The following is a 15,236-nucleotide window of genomic DNA, read 5'->3' on the forward strand; positions in this document are numbered from 1 at the left end:
AGAGATCATTTGGAAATGTTAAAATATTTTCTCAATGAATAAAGGTTCAAATCGTTGTGATATTTGAAAAGGAAGAGCATAAAGATATTGCTGTTATTGGTGCAGGTCCTGTCGGAATGTTAGCCGCGCTGAGTCTTGCACAGAAGGGGCTTTCTGTTTTTCTTGTTGGGCCCCCTGCTCATACAGATGAGTTACGGACAACGGCTCTTATGATGCCTGCAATACGCATGCTTCAAAAACTCAATATTTGGGATAATCTTCAAAAACATGCAGCTGCTTTATCGTCCATGAGAATTATAGATATAACTTCTAGAATTGTGCATGCTCCTACGGTGCATTTTTCTTCTACTGAAATTGGCGAAAAAGCTTTTGGCTATAATATACCTAATGTAAAATTGAACAGTGCTTTAGTCGACGCTGTTACACATACGCCCAATATTACAAGATTTGTTTCTGCAGCCAAATCTGTTCATCACACAAAAAACCATGTATGCATTACTCTTGCTGATCATAGAATTATTCAAGCACCACTTGTTGTTGCAGCTGATGGACGTCACTCTCTTACACGTGCCGCAGCAGGGATAAGTGTCAAACAGTGGAATTATCCCCAAAAAGCACTTGTTCTCAACTTTTCTCATGAGTTTTCTCATCAAAATACATCAACTGAATTTCATACAGAACACGGTCCATTTACACAGGTTCCACTACCAGGACGAAGATCTAGTCTTGTATGGGTTGTTCATCCTTCCCGCGCTGAGGAATTATTAAATATAGAACCAAAAACAATTGCAAAAATGATCGAAAACCAAATGCAATCAATGCTTGGAAAGCTAAGCTTAGAAACATCAATTCAAGCATGGCCGCTTTTCGGACTTCTTTCTCATCATTTTGCTGCTAATCGAACAATTTTAGTGGGTGAAGCCGCTCATGTTTTTCCCCCTATTGGGGCACAGGGATTGAATTTAGGATTCCGTGATGTCCAAACTTTAATTGATATTTTACCCAATAAAATATCCAATTCTAACTCTGAAATGATTGTTGCACATTATAACAAATGCCGCAAACCAGATATATTAATCCGAAGTGGAGCTGTTCATACACTGAACTCTGCTCTACTTTCTCATATGTTGCCTGTTCATATCATACGAAGCATTGGGCTTGGTTTGTTGCATAGTTTCCCACCATTACGTAATTTATTTATGCGCGAAGGAATGTATCCTGGTTATGGATTCAAGGAAATTATGCAAATATTTCCAACAAAATCATCAAAACAGCTCTACTAAGCAATAATGAATAATAACGTAAGATAAAAAATAATAAATTGTATTTTGAATCATATCTATTACTGATGTAAAAAAATATTTTTGTTATTTCTAAGAAGTAACAAATTATATTAAAATAATTAATTATATTTATTGATTTATTTATAATAATAAAATGTTTAATTAATATAACTGTAAATTATTTTTTATTAAAAATTATTATATTATTTAGTATGTTGATATGAAATAAGAGAAAACTGAATTATAGACTACAAATTAAATTATAAAGATATCTTGCTAAATCATAGCTGTTAAATTTAGAACTATAAATAAAATGAAAAATAATACCGTTTTGAAAAATTTATTTCATTAAATTAATTTTAATAAGAAAATAAATAAAAACAGTTTTATTTAATCAATATATTTTCAAAAATTTTTATTGTTAAGTATAATATTAAAAATAAAATCATCTTTGGAACCTGTTAGTAACACAGAGGTTAATGAAGTGTTGTTTCAACAAATGGTAACAAGATGACACTAAATAATTTTTTGAAATTAAGTACTTTTTTTATAATGATTGCATGTGTCTCGTTGATAGTCACGACTTCAATAAGTGAAGTTTTTCACCTTCCTTATTGTCAAACCTTTACCTATAGCTCTACTCAAAAGGTCACTAAAATAGGTCAGAACTCATTTACTGCTTCACAAGTTAAAAATTGTCTTATGCAAAATGGTTTTGAGAATATTAAACGATTGCGCTTAGATGACAATGGTATCTGGCGTGCTTTAGTAAAATTTAAAAAGTCCCATTTTTTCGTATCCGTTGACTATTCAGGAACAGTTAGCATTCAAAATGAAAGAAAAGAATATGATTGATTTAAAAACTTACAGCAACGTTTCTTTTCACAGCTGTAAGAAAAAAAAATTAAAAAAGTACTGCCATTCTATTAAAGAATTTTCTTTCATTGGCGGTTTAAATGGTAGCATATCAGGAGCTATCGCGGCAACTCTTGCAGCTTATGGTTATATTGCTCTTCCAGGATTTGGTCCAGTTATCGCAATGGGTATAGGAGTAGCACTTTCTTCCGGAATAATAATAGGAGCACTGATAGGATCAGGAATGGGAGGGAGTGTCGGTATATGCTGTATTTTATTGGGAAATTTATATGAATCATAATAATTTTTTCTCTTATAAATTTCATAATGAATAGAAATTTCTCGTCATTTTTTCTATGAAAAACAATTAAATCATCAACAAATTATATGTTCTTTTTTTGATGAAACGATCATCATATTATAAATGAAATAATAGCTAACTTACTAAAATTCCTTATTTAATTTCTTATTATACCTCAAAAAGTAGATTTTTTAAAAGCATCTCTTGAAGAAATGTAAGTGAGATATAATTATCCATCCATAAAAGCTGTATTTTTTATAGATCAAAAAATAAAAGTTATGTTCAGAAATATATATAAACACACTTTAATTTATTTGCTCTTTCTAATAACAGAATATTTCTATGTAAATTATTTTTCTTAAAGTTAAATTTAAGACATTTATATAATATATCATTAATATAGATTGTTATTTATAGACAACAATATATTAAAATATAATTATAAAGGTATTTTATGAAAAAAATATTATTATCATTATTGTTTTTTATGGCATTTTTAATTCATAAAAATTCTGCATTAGCACTATCAAAACAAGTAAATATTTATAAATTAGAATATAACAATTCCAAAAAGGCTATTGGTAGCATTAAAATTGAAGAAACCACATACGGTTTGATTTTCATCCCTAATTTATCTACTTTATCAGAAGGAATGCATGGTTTTCATGTACATGTAAATCCTTCATGTGATACAAAAGATGGCATAATTGGTGGAAGCGCAGGTGGACATTATGATCCGGAACATACCGGAAAACATTTAGGACCTTATAATGTCAATGGTCATCTTGGTGATTTACCAGCACTTTATGTTGATAAGCAGGGATATGCCATAATGAGCGTTCTTGCTCCACGATTAAAAAAAATCTCTGAAATTAAAGGGCGCTCTTTAGTCATTCATTTAGGGGCTGATAATCAATCAGATAAACCATTACCGCTTGGCGGAGGTGGTGCACGTTTAGCGTGCGGTATTATTGAAAAATAAAGAGAGTATTGTGGCAGACTGCGACAGTACACACTTCCTTTACCATAAGGTGTGAGAGAAATTTATTTTTTAAATCTATTTCAAGAAATTGAGTAAACTATGTGAATATTTTATAAAATTAATGTTTTTTTGAATGTTTACTTCGGATAACAAAAAGCTTAGTAATCATCAAAACGAACAGCAATGGAAATTAAAGAAATAGTAGTGTAAATTCTCCGTAAGAAGACTTCAATATGAGGAAGTAATATTTTCTATGCTTGATGTAAACAAAGCAAAAAAGTCGAATTTCACCCTCTATAATAGCAAATTTATAATAAATTATAATCATTAAGTCTAGTATCTAATGGAATCACGCTCAATGCACAAAATAGAACAGGCTTAAAACAGAATTTTTACTCTTCCCCTACTCAACCCTACTCATGAGGTACGTGAGAAAAATTTTAATTGATACAATATCAATATGAGATGGTTTGAAAGGATTGAATACTAGGATATTCATTCCCCTCATTTAAGTTTAAAGACTAATTATCATTAGTAAATCAACATATTATACCAATATAATAAGACAAATAAAATAGTTAGAGTAATTTTTCATCATTCTGAAAAAAGACTTTTAAACAATAGAGTCTTTTAAAAAATACCCCTCATAGATACATATGATCCCAATCTAGAGGACGCATCTCACCAGTTTGATAAAATTGACGAATGAGCTTAATATAATCAAGAAAATCTTTGTTTTCCTCCACTAATCTATTAGCAGTATCCCAATCAATATCACTACGTTCTTTGGCAGGAATTAAGATCTCACTCTCGGAAGAGTTTTCCTTATTAAGTCTTATAAATCCAATTCCATGCAAACTTGAAAGCATCCGAAGCTCTTTTAATGTATCAACTCCTTCAATTTCACTAGCAACTAAATAACTCAAATTAGCCCATGAAGAATTACTAACTGTTTGAAAAAATGCTTTTCGTAAATTTGAACGATTGATGAGAATTTTTACTTCAAAAGACCAAAGCTTTGTCTTTTTATCAAAATATTGCAAAACACAGTCTTTGATTTCACGATTCCATTCCTTGCTTAAATCTTGCATCCCTACGAGATCTGGATAAAGCCATTTATTTCCGCCTGCACCATGTTTATTACGAGAACATTTCTCATTAATGCGTTTGCTATAAACTGCAAGCTCTGACCATAAAAATTTAGATAATAATGGATAAAGATCATGCTCTTTAACAGAGCCATCTTCTGTTCTACTCTTTGCATTGTCCTCTATTGCATCAATTTCAGCACTATCTGTTTGTTCAGTAAAATAATATTGTCGCGGTCGTCCTTCAGTGGTTTTAATTTCTGAATAACGCTTTTGTAACTGAGGGCGTTTTGCCCCTATTTCAGCAACAATTTGCTGAATAAGAGCTGCATCACTATTAAGGAGAGTGATTATTGCCGTTGAATTCTTTTGTTTTTGACGGCATTTTTCTGGGTAATTTTCAAATATCCATTGAGCAATTTCTCGAGCTGTAAACTTTTTTGTCGGGTTTTTCTTTAAAAAATTAAAAACAGTGTTTGTTAAATTTAAAGTCATATGAAAAACTCCCCCTTTTATCCTCTGGGTATTTCATTATATTCAGGCGTTTTAAATGAAAGAACAATAAACTGTTTAAGTTTTTTAAAAAAAGAACATTTATCAAATTACTCAATAAAATTAAAATATTTTTTTTAATTTATGACTATAACTCAAAGATCTTTTCACATAACGAAAATAAGATTGTACTTTTATAAAAAAGTGTAAATGTGCTACAAATCCCCATACAAAAGCATAATCTTGTATAACTTTTCTATACATTTTTCTTTTTATTTTAACGTCGTTAGAAAAAAGTTAAAAATAATTATTCAAACATTTGATTAAACCTCACACCCGTCAATTAAAAAACTTATGTGTTTTATTTTTGAAGCAAAAAGTTATAAGCTCTCAAGTATAGATTCTGAAATGGTAAACTCTGCACACAAACCTTCAAAACTACTATTTGCTTTAATAGCATCATGGGGAATAAGAGCATAATACCATTTTTTATCGCCATAAGTCGCCGCATAGCGCGTTGCATGACAACACCATTGAACTGCAGCTTCTCTCTTTTTTAAAACAATAGGATTTTGCATTTCAGAGGCTTTTTTAGGCTCACAAAGATATTTGGCATCCTTCGTTTCTACAACAAAGTCTGGTTCATAGATTGATCCTTTATCATATTCTATCTTGAAAAAACCTCGAGCGGGTTTCATCCATTTCAAGACTTGTGCATCATCCTCTAATATTTGAGCAAATCGTAATTCCCCTTCTACTGAATCAAACTTTTGTAAAGGATAACAGCATTTTCTAAAGCCGCTGAATACAAGTTTTTTAATATCGCTTTTAATGGCAGGAATATTACGAAAGTCAAGAGGAGACGTCCCTTGCGGCAACACATAATGGATAGGTTGTAAAGTTGTAAAACCTCGTGTAACTTTAACCGCATAATCTTTTTGCGTTTCCCATTGATGTTCTCTTAATTGCGCAACAATAAAACTAGTAAGCTTGTGCTGATAGTGAATTAATACGTTTTCAACAGCTGTATCATTGGGTAAATAAGATCGGAAATGTTCTACTATCTGACTAGCTAATTTTCGTAATAAGAGCGTATGGTTATCATAATCGACAAAGTCATTATCAATCAAACCACGAATGATGTAGTTTTCAAGATAAGGCTCTTTGACATATTCATTCTTAGATGTGAGAAAAATGCTTTTATGGGTACGCAATTCTCGAATTAAAAGTTCTTTACTAACAGGTTGAAAATTTAAGTTTTCTAAATTTTCCAAATCAAAATCATAAAAACCATAAGTAACATCACGCGAAGGAATGAGTATAATATTTGGAATATCTATTATCAGTTCTGTTAATTGTTTTGTCAGAATTGTCACCACTTTTGATACAAGAGACTTTTGTGATGAAGGCTTAATATTCATAACTTTATTAGCAATTTTTTCTTGTATCTGTGCAGAACAAAGCATTTGAGAACTTGGCAATTTATCATTCTCTTTGATAAGATCCCACGCGATCGCTGCAATATCTTGCTCTTCAGGTGTTAATGTAGGGGAATCTGTATGACGTAATATGATACCTTGTAAATCAGAAGATGCTCCATTTATATCGGAATTACGTATTACCATCGTTTGCATCAATAAAGCTTCTACTTGACTTGGAACTGTCACTATATCGGTCTTTTCAAAGGGGATATTCCCTCCTGTTCCAATCTCAATATGCTTTTTTATAATTGAGTTTGGATCGTTTGCACGATCAATAATATCTTGAAAACGATCATGCGCAATAATTGTTAAACGATCAATAGCTTCCACGCCTGTTCTATACCCATAAGGCAAACGCAATCCACGCCCAATTGTTTGCTCTGTTAAAATTTCTGAAGCCGATGCACGCAACGGTACAATAGTATAGAGATTCGTAACATCCCACCCCTCCTTTAATTTATTAACGTGAATAACAATTTCTGTTGAGTCATGAGAATCTTCAATTGCAATCAGCTTTTGAATATTTTGATCTTCTTCTATATTCGACTGTTTTGTATGAATCTCTATAACTTTTCCCTTATAAGCTCCTGCAAAAAAATCATCTGATTCCAATAAATCACGCAATTTCTGTGCATGATTTGTATCTTGAGCGACAACTAAAATAAAAGGCTTAACGAACTTTTTGTTATAATCTTTTGCATAGACAATTAAATCAGCTTTCACGTTTTCATGGGCATGAATTGCATCTTGTAATTTGATATGTTCTAATTGTTCAGATGTATAATTTTGAGGTTGAAAATCTTTACGTGTAGCAACAGCAGGCTCTTTTACAAAACCATCTCTCATAGCCTCTGCAAGTGAATAACTATAGACAACATTTTTAAAATCTACGGGTTTTGCACCTATTGTTTTTGGTGTCGCTGTAAGCTCTATTCCTAAAACAGGTTTTAACTCATTAATTGCTGCCGCACCAGCAGAAGCTCGATAACGATGTGCTTCATCCATTAACAAAACTAAATCAGGAAGATTTGCGAGATAATCAAAATAACTTTCACCAATCGTTTCTTGTAAGCGTTTAATTCGCGGAATACTAGATTTTAGTGCGCCTTTTTTATTATCCGTTGTATTAATTTTAGAAATATTAAAAATATTGATAAAGGCCGTATCTCCATTCTCAAACAAACGCTTTTGTCCTTGAATATGGTGTTCATCAACGCGAATACCTTTACCACTTTCATAATCTTCACCTGTAATAATAACGGGTCTATTGGCAATAAATTCACTCATTCCACTGAAAACATACTTCGGACTTTGGGGACTAAAATCCTGTTTTAACTTTTCATAAATAGTCAAATTTGGCGCTAAAACAAAAAAATGGCGACTACGACCTGTTAAATAAAGATAGCTGATAAAAGCCCCCATAAGTCGCGTTTTCCCAACACCCGTTGCTAAAGCAAAACAAAAAGAGGGAAAGTTTCGTTCAAAATCTTGTACAGAAGGATAAAGATTTTTTATCACTTCTAACTCTGCAACCAAATCAGCATTTTTAGAAAGCTCTATATTTTCTAAGATTTTTACCAAAATATTTAAAGATTCACGTTGAGGATCACGCAACGATAAGCGAGCAGAAATCCTTTTTTCAACAGTGTTCATGAAAAACTCCGCTTTTTATATATTATTCAAATAGATCTAATTCTGCTTGCGCAATATCTTTATTTTTGCTGTTTTCTTTTACCACAATTACTGGTTCAAGATTAGCTACATTTAAACTGTAATCGTCCCTTCCCCATTCGCATTTTTCTAATATTGCACGGGGGATTTTAGTGAGTGTCAGATTTTCAAAGGATGCTGATTTTGTATCAAAGGCTGTACCACAAATCAGCAACGTGCGATGAGAGCCTACCTCTTCACTCATTATACGGAGTTGTTCATGGGTCATAGCGCTTGTTGTGACATAAATATAATCTGTTTCGGTTGAATACCCTTGCATCCAATAATGATTTTCATTAGGTGCATAGGTAAATCCCATATGTTTGCACATTGCTTCTGAAAGCATCGCAGCATTATATTCGCGACTAATAATCCATTGTCCCCATGGATCTTTTTGCAACAGAGAAGGTGCAAGGCGATAATAACGGAATCCACCGCCACCTTGCCAATTGACACTTTTGGAAATTCCCCCTTGATCAGTTCCATCAATGACTTGTTTTAAACGAGGGATAATGTGGGTGTGACAATGCTCACCAAGTTCAATCATAATCCACTTCCTTCCCATTTTATGGGCAACAGCACCGGTTGTGCCAGAACCAGCAAAAGAATCCAGTACAAGATCACCGGGATTAGTGGCAAGTTGAATAATGCGTTCCATTAAACGTTCCGGTTTAGGAGTTGTAAAGACACTATCAGAATTGAAGACTTTGGCTTCTTTTTTTGCATCTTGATTATGGCCAACTTCCTGATAAGGCCAAATGGTCATTGAAACCATACCATTTTTTACCTCTGATAAAAAACGTTTCATAGAAGGAACATTACTTCCTGTTGGACCAAACCAAACACGATTATCTTCTAATAGCTTAGCAAATTTTTGTTTACTAACGCGCCAACTCGTTCCAGCAGGAGGCATCACACTGCGCCCAGAAGGCGTAACAATTTCATAAACATCTTTTAAATTCATAGTCTTAACTGAAAGATTATCTGATTTCCAAGGACCGCGAGGATCATTATCAGGATTTTTATAGCGCGCATCCATATCGCTTGAACGAGGAAGCAATTGTGGGCGCCAAATCGTTTTATCTTTAGCATAAACCATTATAAAATCATGATTATCAGAAAGCCATTTTGTATCATTTTGTGGAGCATATTTCTTTTGCCAAATAATATTGTTGATGAAATTTTGGCGACCAAAAATTTCATCCATCATCACTTTAAGATAGGCTTGTTCATCATCATCAATTGATATCCAGATACTTCCATCATCCGCCAGTAAATGATGTAACAATTCTAGTCTGTCTCTCATAAGGCTGAGCCATATGGAATGCTCTAAACCATCTTCATAATGTTCAAAGGCATTGCCTGTATTATAAGGCGGATCGATATAGATACATTTTACCTTCCCCATATATTCTTGTTCAAGCGCTTTGAGTGCGAGCAAATTGTCACCAAAAATAAGTTTATTATCAAAAATATCTTGGGATGATATTCGATGCGAAGCGTGATAAGATTTTTCAAGATCTTCTAATAAGATACGAGGCTCTAGTTTTGGGCGTTTTTCTTTTCCAATCCAAGTGAGTTCTAGTTTTTGTTTATTATAACTCATGCGATCGTCCTTAAATTCAAATGCTTGTGAAAAGTAAACAGCTTATTCATGAATGGCTAAATTAGAGTCTCTTAACAATACTTTTAGTACCATCCGACAGCAATTTGAGCTTCTTCTGACATACAATCAGGTGTCCATGGTGGATCAAAAGTCATAGTGACTTCAACATACGAAACCCCTTCAACTGCATTGACTGCATTTTCTACCCACCCCGGCATTTCACCAGCAACAGGGCATCCCGGTGCTGTAAGAGTCATTTCAATTTTTACTGAACGATCATCTTCAATATCAATACGATAAATCAGTCCTAGCTCATAAATATCAGCAGGAATCTCTGGGTCATAAACTGTTTTGAGAGCAGCAATAATATCATTTGTCATACGATCAATTTCGTCTGCTGGAATTGCTGATATGTAAGATTTTTTATTTTCGCTTACAGTTTCAACGGATTCTGTAGAATGACGCTCTTCAATTGATTCAGCCATTAAAAAATGTCCTTGTTTCTTGCAATGCTTCTACTAATTGATCTATATCCTCTTGAGTGTTATACATGGCTAACGATGCGCGGCAAATAGATGTTAGACCAAAGCGCTGTAATAAAGGCTGTGCACAATGAGTTCCCGCACGTATCGCAACCCCTTTTCTATCAATAAACATAGCGATATCATGGGCGTGAATCCCTTCAATTGTAAATGATATAATAGCTCCTTTATTGGGAGAATGACCATAAATACGCAATGACTCAACCATTTTAAGTTTTTCCTGCGCATAAGCTAAAAGGGACCTCTCATGGGCATGAATCGTGCTACGACCTTTCTCTTGTATATAATCAATAGCCGCAGTTAATCCAATAGCTTCAACGATAGGAGGAGTGCCTGCTTCAAAACGGTAAGGAGGAGCATTATAAAAAACCTTATCGGTTGTTACCTCCTCGATCATTTCCCCTCCCCCTTGAAAAGGACGCATTTCTTCTAATCTATCTTCTTTACCATACAAAACACCAATACCAGTGGGTCCATAAAGCTTATGACCTGTAAAGACATACCAATCACAATCGAGATCTTGCACATCAACGGTTAAATGTACTGCTCCTTGAGAACCATCAACAAGAACCGGAATAGAATTTTGATGTGCTAGTTTAATAATCTCTTTAACAGGAGGCACCGTTCCTAATATATTGGACATATGCGTTATAGCAACAAGCCGCGTTTTTTCGCTTAAAGCCTTTTGGAAATCTTCAATGTGCAGAACACCATTTTCATCGACAGGAACAAAAATAAGTTTTACACCTTTTTGTTCACGGAGAAAATGCCAAGGAATAATATTTGAATGATGTTCCATGATCGTTAGAACAATCTCATCACCTTCTTTGAGTTTTGGCATCGCCCAACCATAAGCAACAGTATTAATAGCTTCTGTTGCATTTTTCGTAAAAACAATTTCTTCAGCTTTTTGAGCATTTAGAAAAACACGAACGGTTTCACGAGAATTTTCATAGGATTGTGTTGCTATATTGGCTAAAAAATACATTCCCCTATGCACATTAGCATAACTATAGTGATAATAATTATTCATTGCATTGAGTACTGACATTGGTTTTTGGGCAGAAGCACTACTATCAAGATATGCTAATCGCTTTCCATAAACTTGATGGTGCAAAATAGGAAAATCACGCCGAATTTCTTCGACATTATAAGTAAATGTTTGTACGTTATTTTCCATTTTTTCTACCTTAAACATTTTTTTCAAGCCATTTACTAATGATATTATCCAAAACGATTTGAATATTATCTTGCTTGATGTCATCAATGAGCTCAGAGATAAATCCTTTAATCAAAAGTGCACGCGCCGTTTTAAATGGGATACCACGTGTCATAAGATAAAAAAGATAATCATGATTAATATTAGCAACTGTTGCACCATGACCACATGCAACATCATCAGCAAAAATCTCCAGTTCAGGCTTTGCATTAAATTCTGCATCATCTGAAAGAATAAGGCTATTACAAGCCATGCGTGCATCTGTTTTTTGCGCTTTTTGAGAAACACGTATTATTCCTTGGAAAACACCAACAGCTTTATCTGTAACCACATTGCGTATAATTTCGGTTGATGTTGATTTTTCTTCCACGTGACGAACAGTCATTGTAAGATCACTATGTGTTTGTCCTGATAATAAATTTATGACGCGTAATTGAAAATCAGATTCTTCTCCCTGTAATTCAATATCGATTTCTTGGCGATTTAATTGACTCCCTATATTAATGACATAAAGTGATAACTTCGCTCTTTGATCAAGGACAGCACAAAATCGACCAAATTGTGTAGAATTAAAATCACGATTGCGAATGAGAATCCACGTAACATCACTATCAGCAGCAACATTTAATGAAAATATTGAACTGACAAAGGTATCTTTATCATTGCCAACCTGATGTTCAATAAACATAACTTGACTATTTTTATCAACTTTTATATCCGAAAAAATATGAGATTGTCCCCCCATTTGTATATTTTGTAATTCAATGGGGATATTTAACTTTGTATTTTCAGGGATGTGAAAAAGCCAACCATCTGTAACAAAAGCTGTATTTAACTGTCCAATAAAATCTTCATCAGAAATGTTTTGATTTATCTGTACAGAATTATCTTCTAATGCGTCTGAAAGGCGTTTTACTGCAATGTTGTCTACCTTTGACTCTATCGATGTTTTTCCATTGTTTATGGAGAAAACAGCACTTTCTGAAAGCAATGCATCAACCAATTGATTGTCTTGAACTTTTGAAAAATTGCTAATAGACTTCAGTAAGGTACGCAGATTGGTATAATGCCAACTTTCGATTTTACGGGAAGGAAGCCGTGTCGTTTGAAACTGCTCAATAGTTTTCTTGCGGATTTCCTGTACAGCTTTATCACCAGGTAAGTGGTTTACATACTGATTGAAATTACTGAGTATATTTTCTTCAACCGCTAACAAGTTTTGCTGTGCATTCATATTTAATAACCTCAAACCGCTTCCCTAATAAGATCAGCATACCCATTTTGCTCTAAATAAAGCGCTAAGGATTTATCACCGCTTTTGATAATTTGTCCTTTATAAAGAACATGTACCGTATCAGGAATAATATAATTAAGCAGCCGTTGATAATGGGTAATCACCAAAAATGAACGTTTTGAATCCCGAAGTTTATTAACACCATCTGCAACAATTTTTAGTGCATCAATATCTAAGCCAGAATCCGTTTCATCTAAAATGCAAAGTGTAGGTTCAAGAAGTGCCATTTGTAAAATTTCAGCGCGTTTTTTTTCTCCACCTGAAAAACCTACATTTAATGGACGCTTTAGCATATCCATATCTATTTCAAGTTTGGCTGAAACTTCTTTAACACATTTTATAAATTCAGGAATTTTAAGTTCTTCGTCACCTCGCGCTTTGCGTTGAGAATTCATCGCAACTTTTAAAAATTCCATTGTTGCTACCCCTGGTATTTCCATTGGATATTGAAATGCAAGAAAAACACCATATGCAGCACGTTCTGCTGGATCCATTTCTAAAAGTGATTGTCCATTATAGAGAATATCTCCTTCTGTTATTTCATAATCATCACGACCAGCAAGCAAATAAGATAAAGTTGATTTTCCGGCTCCATTTTGTCCCATGATAGCGGCAACTTCTCCATCTTGAACTGTCAAGTTTAAACCACGAATAATTTCTGTATCGGTTTCAGCAATACGGGCGTGCAAATTTTTGATCTCTAACATAATTTAATCCTGTTTTGGCTGTTTTTCAGATATCAATGCGTATTATTTTACCTTAGCATCCATCTACTTTTGTAATTACCATAGAGGTCATTTTTAGCATTATGTGCTACCGTTACAGCCTTTTTACATAAAGTCTTCTATTTATTTAATTAAATAAAATTATCCAACACTACCTTCAAGGCTAATACTAATAAGCTTTTGTGCTTCGACAGCAAATTCCATGGGAAGTTTTTGAATGACCTCTTTTACAAAACCATTTACAATTAATGCGATAGCTTCTTCTTCGGGAATTCCTCTTTGCATAACATAAAAAAGTTGGTCATCAGAAATTTTTGATGTTGTGGCTTCATGTTCAAACTGAGCTGTTGCATTTTTTGCTTCAATATAAGGAACTGTATGCGCACCACAATCATTCCCGATTAACAAACTATCACATTGCGTAAAGTTACGCGCATTTTGTGCTTTTCGATGCGCTGTGACTTGTCCTCGATACGTGTTATTTGAAAAACCTGCAGAAATACCTTTGGAAATAATGCGACTGGAAGTATTTTTTCCCAAATGAATCATTTTTGTACCGGAATCAATTTGTTGATAACCGTTTGCAACGGCAATAGAATAAAATTCTCCACGCGCATTATTACCACGGAGTAAGCAGGATGGATATTTCCAAGTAATCGCAGAACCAGTCTCAACTTGTGTCCATGAAATTTTAGAGCTATCACCTCGACAATCTCCACGCTTCGTCACAAAATTATAAATACCGCCCTTTCCATCTTTATCGCCAGGATACCAGTTTTGTACTGTAGAATATTTAATCTCTGCATTTTCAAGGGCAATAAGCTCAACAACAGCAGCATGAAGTTGGTTTTCATCACGTTGGGGTGCTGTACACCCTTCAAGATAAGAAACATAGGAATCTTCAGCGGCGATAATCAATGTTCGTTCAAATTGGCCAGTGTTGCGTTCATTAATCCTAAAATAAGTTGAAAGCTCCATAGGACAACGAACCCCTTTAGGAATATAAACAAATGAACCATCTGTAAAGACAGCTGCATTTAAGGCCGCATAATAATTATCACTTATAGGTACAACTGTTCCTAAATATTCTTTAATAAGCTCAGAATGTTCAATAATCGCCTCTGAAATAGAACAAAAAATCACACCAGCACGTGCCAGCTCTTTTTTGAATGTTGTTACAACAGAAACAGAATCAAAGACTGCATCAACAGCCACCTGCCCCGATACAGACATACTGTCATCAAAAGTGGAGGGATCAGACTGTTTTCTTACTCCTGCCAAAATCTCTTGTTCTTTAAGGGGAATGCCAAGTTTTTCGTACGTTGCTAATAACTCAGGATCCACTTCATCCAAAGATTTTGGTCCTGTATGATTTTTTGGAGCAGCATAATAATAAAGCTCCTGAAAATCAATTTTAGGATATTCAAGACGCGCCCAATGAGGCTCTTGCATTGTCAGCCAACGGCGGTAAGCTTTTAAGCGCCATGTTAGCATCCATTCAGGCTCATTTTTTTTAGCGGAAATAAATTTGATAATATCCTCATTTAAGCCTTTTGGAGCTTTATCGGTTTCAATATTGGTTTCAAAACCATATTTATATTGGTCAACATCTATTTCACGTACTTGGCGTATCGTTTCTTGTACTGCCGGCATAAATT

12 protein-coding genes are annotated in these 15,236 nt (G+C 34.0%); 4 read left to right on the forward strand and 8 right to left on the reverse strand.

Annotated elements, in window-relative coordinates; translation table 11 throughout:
• Positions 1-56: 56 nt before the first annotated feature.
• From ACFINH_RS04315 to sodC, 4 genes are all read left to right on the forward strand, one after another.
• Complete coding sequence (locus ACFINH_RS04315; protein WP_375632233.1) at positions 57-1,283, forward strand: UbiH/UbiF family hydroxylase; 1,227 nt, start codon at positions 57-59, stop codon at positions 1,281-1,283.
• 510 nt (positions 1,284-1,793) lie between these two features.
• The gene (locus tag ACFINH_RS04320) at positions 1,794-2,138 is read left to right on the forward strand and encodes a hypothetical protein (protein ID WP_375611907.1); all 345 of its coding nucleotides are present in this window, start codon (positions 1,794-1,796) and stop codon (positions 2,136-2,138) included.
• A complete protein-coding gene (locus tag ACFINH_RS04325) occupies positions 2,116-2,439 on the forward strand; it encodes a hypothetical protein (protein ID WP_375628109.1) in 324 nt (107 codons plus the stop codon). Before ACFINH_RS04320 ends, ACFINH_RS04325 begins: the two co-directional genes overlap by 23 nt.
• A gap of 454 nt (positions 2,440-2,893) precedes the next feature.
• On the forward strand, positions 2,894-3,421 hold the full coding sequence (gene sodC, locus ACFINH_RS04330) for a superoxide dismutase [Cu-Zn] SodC (protein WP_375632234.1): 528 nt from the start codon (positions 2,894-2,896) through the stop codon (positions 3,419-3,421).
• A gap of 644 nt (positions 3,422-4,065) precedes the next feature.
• Here sodC and ACFINH_RS04335 read toward each other — a convergent pair.
• The 8 genes from ACFINH_RS04335 to sufB all read right to left on the reverse strand — a co-directional run bounded on the left by ACFINH_RS04335 (position 4,066) and on the right by sufB (position 15,231).
• Positions 4,066-5,004 (reverse strand): COG2958 family protein, encoded by a 939-nt coding sequence (locus ACFINH_RS04335; protein WP_375632235.1) that lies wholly within the window; start codon positions 5,002-5,004, stop codon positions 4,066-4,068.
• A 377-nt stretch (positions 5,005-5,381) separates the two neighbouring features.
• A complete protein-coding gene (locus tag ACFINH_RS04340) occupies positions 5,382-8,135 on the reverse strand; it encodes a DEAD/DEAH box helicase (protein WP_375632236.1) in 2,754 nt (917 codons plus the stop codon).
• Positions 8,136-8,157: 22 nt separating this feature from the next.
• Positions 8,158-9,798 (reverse strand): site-specific DNA-methyltransferase, encoded by a 1,641-nt coding sequence (locus ACFINH_RS04345; RefSeq protein ID WP_375632237.1) that lies wholly within the window; start codon positions 9,796-9,798, stop codon positions 8,158-8,160.
• An 83-nt stretch (positions 9,799-9,881) separates the two neighbouring features.
• A complete protein-coding gene (locus ACFINH_RS04350) occupies positions 9,882-10,283 on the reverse strand; it encodes an SUF system Fe-S cluster assembly protein (protein WP_375632238.1) in 402 nt (133 codons plus the stop codon).
• Positions 10,276-11,520, reverse strand: a complete 1,245-nt coding sequence (locus ACFINH_RS04355; RefSeq protein ID WP_375618154.1) for a cysteine desulfurase — start codon at positions 11,518-11,520, stop codon at positions 10,276-10,278. The genes ACFINH_RS04350 and ACFINH_RS04355 overlap by 8 nt, the downstream gene beginning before the upstream one ends.
• A 10-nt stretch (positions 11,521-11,530) precedes the next feature.
• Complete coding sequence (sufD, locus tag ACFINH_RS04360) at positions 11,531-12,793, reverse strand: Fe-S cluster assembly protein SufD (RefSeq protein ID WP_375632239.1); 1,263 nt, start codon at positions 12,791-12,793, stop codon at positions 11,531-11,533.
• An 11-nt stretch (positions 12,794-12,804) separates the two neighbouring features.
• Positions 12,805-13,560, reverse strand: a complete 756-nt coding sequence (sufC, locus tag ACFINH_RS04365; protein ID WP_375618156.1) for a Fe-S cluster assembly ATPase SufC — start codon at positions 13,558-13,560, stop codon at positions 12,805-12,807.
• Positions 13,561-13,719: 159 nt separating this feature from the next.
• Positions 13,720-15,231: a Fe-S cluster assembly protein SufB gene (gene sufB / locus ACFINH_RS04370; protein ID WP_375613439.1), complete on the reverse strand. Its 1,512-nt coding sequence runs from the start codon at positions 15,229-15,231 to the stop codon at positions 13,720-13,722.
• Positions 15,232-15,236 lie beyond the last annotated feature (5 nt).

This window comes from Bartonella sp. AA74HLJMH (genome assembly GCF_042197045.1).
Taxonomy (GTDB): domain Bacteria; phylum Pseudomonadota; class Alphaproteobacteria; order Rhizobiales; family Rhizobiaceae; genus Bartonella.